This is a genomic window from Stenotrophomonas sp. UBA7606 (assembly GCF_002477705.1).
GTDB lineage: Bacteria > Pseudomonadota > Gammaproteobacteria > Xanthomonadales > Xanthomonadaceae > Stenotrophomonas.
This window is the reverse complement of the sequence record NZ_DLJW01000049.1, coordinates 1-5,007: the sequence shown is the minus strand read 5'-3', so window position 1 is coordinate 5,007 and position 5,007 is coordinate 1. Positions and strand designations below refer to the sequence as shown.

The following is a 5,007-nucleotide window of genomic DNA, read 5'->3' as shown; positions in this document are numbered from 1 at the left end:
GCCAAAGGGAGGGGGCAAAGGCGTGTAGTGCCGAGCCATGCTCGGCAGGGGCATTACCAGCAGAGCCAAAAGCCCAAAGCCAAGCCCTCCCCAACCCTTCCCTTGGCCTGTGGCCAAAGTGAGGCGGCTGCCGAGCACGGCTCGGCTCTACAGAAGGCCGCGCAAAAAAAACCGGGCCAGGCCCGGTTTTTTTTTTAGACTTCGCTGTCAGCCAGTTCCAATAACTGGGCTTTTTCCACCGCACCCAGGCGTTGGGCAAATACCGCCAGGCGGTTGCACAACTCTGCCTGTCGTTCCGGGAAAACAGCCACCAGCTCGCGCTGAACCTGATGGTAGGCATCCCAGAACGGTGCCGAGCAACGATGACGTGCGTACTGCTGTCGCAATTGTTCGCCCGCGTGCTGGAGCGAACGGCGACTGCTGTGTTGGTTGGGCGTTGTAAGCATCGCTTCACCTCGATGGCAGTGCCCCTGTTCACCGAGCATAGCCTTTTCACATTGCATTGCCACGACATTCGTCCGGTTTTCTGCGGCCCCCAGTCAGGTTTTGCTCATGCGAAAGAGGATCATTCGCCGATATCTTCGTTCCAGATGTCGGGATTTTCGGCGATACAACGGCTCATCATCTCGATACAGCCGGCATCGTTCAGATCGATGACCTGTACACCGTTCTCGCGCAGCCAATCGATACCGCCGCCAAAACTGACCGATTCGCCGACCACCACGGTGCCGATATTGAACTGACGCACCAGGCCGCTGCAGTACCAGCACGGGGCCAGGGTGGTGACCATGATGGTGTTGCGATAGCCGCGCTGGCGGCCGGCCTTGCGGAAGGCGTCGGTTTCGCCGTGGATGGACGGGTCGTCTTCCTGGATACGGCGGTTGTGGCCGCAGCCGAGCAGGCGGCCATCGTTGTGGTACAGGGCCGCGCCAATCGGGATGCCGCCTTCGGCCAGGCCCTGGCGGGCTTCGGCAATGGCGGTTTCGAGCAGGGCGCGGTAATCCGGGGTGGTGATCATGTTGGGGCCTCACGGTGCTTTGGCCGCCATCATAGCGGCCGGATTCAGCCTGCCGCCGCCGCAATCGGGCTGTCGGTGCGATAATCAGTGCCATGAGCGAATCCCCCTACAAGACCGGCACCACCCACTTCGGCTTCCGCGACGTACCGGCCAAGGACAAGCAGAAGCTTGTCGGCCAGGTGTTCACCTCCGTGGCCGACAACTACGACCTGATGAACGACCTGATGAGCCTGGGTATTCATCGGCTGTGGAAGCGCTACTTCGTGGCCACCGCGCAGGTGAAGCCGGGTGACCGGGTGCTGGACCTGGCCGGTGGCACCGGCGATATCGCGGTGCTGCTGAAGGAGCGCTTGGGCGCTGACGGCACCGTGGTACTGGGTGACATCAATGCCGGTATGTTGTCGGTGGGCCGCGACCGGCTGACCAACCGTGGTCAGGTTGCGGGCTTCGAATGGGTGCAGCTCAATGCCGAGGCGCTGCCGTTCCCGGACCAGAGCTTTGACCTGGTGACCATTTCCTTCGGGCTGCGCAACGTGACCGACAAGGAAGCGGCACTGCGCGAGATGTACCGTGTGCTGAAGGTGGGCGGCCAGGCGCGCGTGCTGGAGTTCTCCGAAGTCACCGCCGAGTGGTTCAAGCCCATCTACGATTTCCATTCGTTCAAGGTGCTGCCGACGCTGGGCAAGCTGTTCGCGCGTGGTGACGCCGACAGCTATCAGTATCTGGCCGAGAGCATCCGCAAGCATCCGCCGCAGGAAGAGCTGAAGGCGATGATGACCGCGGCCGGTTTTGGCCGCTGCCATTACAAGAACCTGAGCGCGGGTATTGTTTCGATCCACTCCGGTTACAAGCTTTGAGGCTTGGTTGCTGGATGTGTTGAGGAAAGGGCGGCCATTGGCCGCCTTTTTCGTATGGGGGGCGGTGCTGCGGGTTTTGTCTTTTGCTGGTAAGGCTCCTGCCGAGCATGGCTCGGCACTACGTCTCTGCCCCCTCCCTTTGGCCGCAGGCCAGGGAGGGCCGGGGAGGGGTTGGCTTTTCAGCTTTTGGCTCTGGTAAGGCCCCTGCCGAGCATGGCTCGGCCCTACGTCTCTGCTCCCTCCCTTTGGTCGTGGGCCAAGGGAGGGCTGGGGAGGGCTGGGGAGGGCTGGGGAGGGGGGGCTTTTCAGCTTTTGCCTTGGCCCTTCTCCCGCTTGCGGGAGAAGGGGTGGGATGAGGGGCGCCTTTGATCTTGCCGGCAAGGCCCCTGCCGAGCGTGGCTCGGCACTACAGGGGCGCGCTCGCTGAGCCCTTCCTTTGCCGAAGGCAAGGGGAGGGTTGGGAGGGGTGCTTTTGCTCTGCTCTTGGTCGGGATGATGAGGTAATGCGAAGAGCAATCCCCGCTTTCGCGGGGATGACGGTATCAGGCATTTTCTGGCGCGGACCTTGCCGCAACCGTCGGTTGCCGCACTGCCGCATCCACCAAAGCCTTTCGGGTTTAAAATCAGCGGTTGTTCCCTGAACCGGTTCCAGATCAATGCGTTCTTCGTTCCTGATGCTGCCCCTGGCCGTGGCGCTCGTCGCTGGCTGCGCCAAAGAGCCCGCAGCCCCCACCGTCGACCCCGTCGCCCAGAAGCCCGCCGCCGCCGTGAATACCGTCAGCCGCAGCCACGATGAAAGCTCCTACGCCGAACCGGACAAGGTCGTCATCAAGGACCTGGCGCTGGACCTGAAGGTCGATTTCGACACCAAGCAGATCGGCGGCACGGCCACCTACAGCCTGGAGTGGAAGGACAAGGCCGCCAAGCAGCTGCTGCTCGATACCCGCGAGCTGAGCGTGGAGAAGGTCGAGGCCGTGGCTGCCGACGGCAGCGCCACCGCGCTGCAGTTCGCGCTGGCACCGGCCGACAAGGTGTTCGGCAGCAAGCTGAGCATCGAAACGCCGGACCAGCCGGCCACCGTGCGCATCACCTACCACACCGCACCGACCGCCTCGGGCCTGCAGTGGCTGGAGCCGTCCATGACCGAGGGCAAGAAGCTGCCCTTCATGTTCAGCCAGTCGCAGGCCATCCATGCCCGTTCCTGGGTGCCGCTGCAGGACACCCCGAGCGTCCGCTTCACCTATAGCGCGCACGTGACCAGCCGCCCGGACGTGATGGTGTTGATGAGCGCCGACAATGATCCGGCCGCCGCGCGCGATGGTGATTACACCTTCAAGATGCCGCAGCCGATCCCGTCCTACCTGCTGGCCATTGCTGCCGGCGACCTGGTGTTCGAGCCGATTTCCCAGCGTTCGGGCGTATGGGCCGAGCCGGCCATGGTCAACAAGGCCGCCAAGGAATTCGAGGACACCGAGAAGATGATCGGTGCCGCCGAGAACCTGTACGGTGAATACCGCTGGGGCCGCTACGACATGCTGGTGCTGCCGCCGTCGTTCCCGTTCGGTGGCATGGAAAACCCGCGCCTGACCTTCGCGACCCCGACCGTCATCGTTGGCGACAAGTCGCTGGTGTCGCTGGTCGCGCATGAGCTGGCACACAGCTGGTCCGGCAACCTGGTGACCAACGCCAGCTGGAAGGACATCTGGCTCAACGAAGGCTTCACCACGTACGTGCAGGCGCGCATCACCGAGGCGCTGTATGGCCAGGAAATGGCGGAGATGGAGCGTGAGATCGACCAGACCGATCTGCTCAACGAAGTGAAGGACATGAGCCCGGCCGACCAGGCGCTGGCGCTGCCGCCGCTCAATGAGCGCGACCCGGACGAAGCGCTGAGCAACGTCGCCTACGTCAAGGGCGCCTGGTTCCTGCAGTTCCTGGAACAGCGTTTTGGCCGCGAGGTGTTTGATCCGTTCCTGCGTGGCTGGTTCAACGACCATGCCTTCCAGAGCGCCAACACCGACCAGTTCGTCGCGTACATGAAGAAGAACCTGCTGCCGAAGAATCCGGCGGCGGTCACCGATGCCGAGTTGAAGGCGTGGCTGGACGAGCCGGGCATCCCGGCGTTCGCGCAGAAGGCCCGTTCACGCAACTTCGCCGTGGTGGATACCGCGCGTATCGCTTTCCTGGGCAGCAACCAGCTGCCGAACAGTCAGGTGACCCGCGAGTGGGGCACCCAGGAATGGGTGCGCTTCATCGATGGCCTGGGCCAGACCCAGCCGATCGAGAAGCTGGCGCAGCTGGACAAGGGTTATCACTTCACCGGTACCCCGAACGGCGAGATCGCGATGCGTTGGTATCCGCTGGCCATCCGCAGCGGCTACACCGACGCACAGGCCGCTGCCGGCGAGTTCATCCAGAAGGTGGGCCGTCGCAAGCTGGTACTGCCGATCTACGCTGAACTGCTGAAGACGCCGGAAGGTCTGGCCTTCGCCAAGGAAGTGTTCGCCAAGGCCAAGCCGGGCTACCACCCGATCACCACCGCCTCGGTGGAAGACATGATCGCCAAGGCCGAAGCCGCACCGAAGCAGGAGGCTGCGCCGAAGCAGTAATCGGCTTCCGTTGGCTTCAACCCGGACGGCGAGCTTCGGCTCGCCGTCTGTTTTTGTGCTGCCTTGAATTCTGCAGGTATGTTGTAGCCCGGGTAAGCGCAGCGCATCCGGGGCCGTTTGCAGCACGGCCGAGTGCAACGCGGTCGGCGCAGTTGGGTTGGACGCCGCACAGGGCTTCGACGGCAGTTGTGGCTGGCCGAGGTTACTTGCTGGCAGGCCCAATCTCCCGGGTGCGCTGCGCTTACCCGGGCTACGTTGCTGCTTCTGCTTCTGCTTCTGTTTTTAAAGCCGTCATTCCCGCGCAGGCGGGAATCGCTCTGGTTCTGGACTTTGTTCTGACTTCGGGAAAGGGCAAAGGCAAGAGCGATTCCCGCCTGCGCGGGAATGACGGCATAAAAGCCAAAACCAAAACCAAAACCAAAGCCAAAGCCAAAGCCAAAGCCAAAGCCAAAGCCAATCCCAATCCCAATCCCAATCCCAATCCCAATCCCAATCCCAATCCCAATCCCAATCCCAATCCCAA

5 protein-coding genes are annotated in these 5,007 nt (G+C 62.7%); 3 read left to right on the top strand and 2 right to left on the bottom strand.

Annotated features, from left to right (window positions below; all coding sequences use genetic code 11):
• Positions 1-194: 194 nt before the first annotated feature.
• The gene (locus B2527_RS07465; RefSeq protein WP_293707501.1) at positions 195-485 is read right to left on the bottom strand and encodes a hypothetical protein; all 291 of its coding nucleotides are present in this window, start codon (positions 483-485) and stop codon (positions 195-197) included.
• Between the two features lie 80 nt (positions 486-565).
• Positions 566-1,018 (bottom strand): nucleoside deaminase, encoded by a 453-nt coding sequence (locus B2527_RS07460; protein WP_293707499.1) that lies wholly within the window; start codon positions 1,016-1,018, stop codon positions 566-568.
• Positions 1,019-1,110: 92 nt separating this feature from the next.
• Here B2527_RS07460 and ubiE point away from each other — a divergent pair, with 92 nt between their 5' ends.
• The 3 genes from ubiE to B2527_RS07445 form a co-directional block, all read left to right on the top strand.
• Positions 1,111-1,875, top strand: a complete 765-nt coding sequence (ubiE, locus tag B2527_RS07455) for a bifunctional demethylmenaquinone methyltransferase/2-methoxy-6-polyprenyl-1,4-benzoquinol methylase UbiE (protein ID WP_293707498.1) — start codon at positions 1,111-1,113, stop codon at positions 1,873-1,875.
• 656 nt (positions 1,876-2,531) lie between these two features.
• The gene (locus B2527_RS07450; RefSeq protein ID WP_293707496.1) at positions 2,532-4,484 is read left to right on the top strand and encodes a M1 family metallopeptidase; all 1,953 of its coding nucleotides are present in this window, start codon (positions 2,532-2,534) and stop codon (positions 4,482-4,484) included.
• Between the two features lie 206 nt (positions 4,485-4,690).
• On the top strand, positions 4,691-5,007 hold a 317-nt coding region (locus B2527_RS07445; RefSeq protein WP_293707495.1), incomplete at its 3' end, for a hypothetical protein.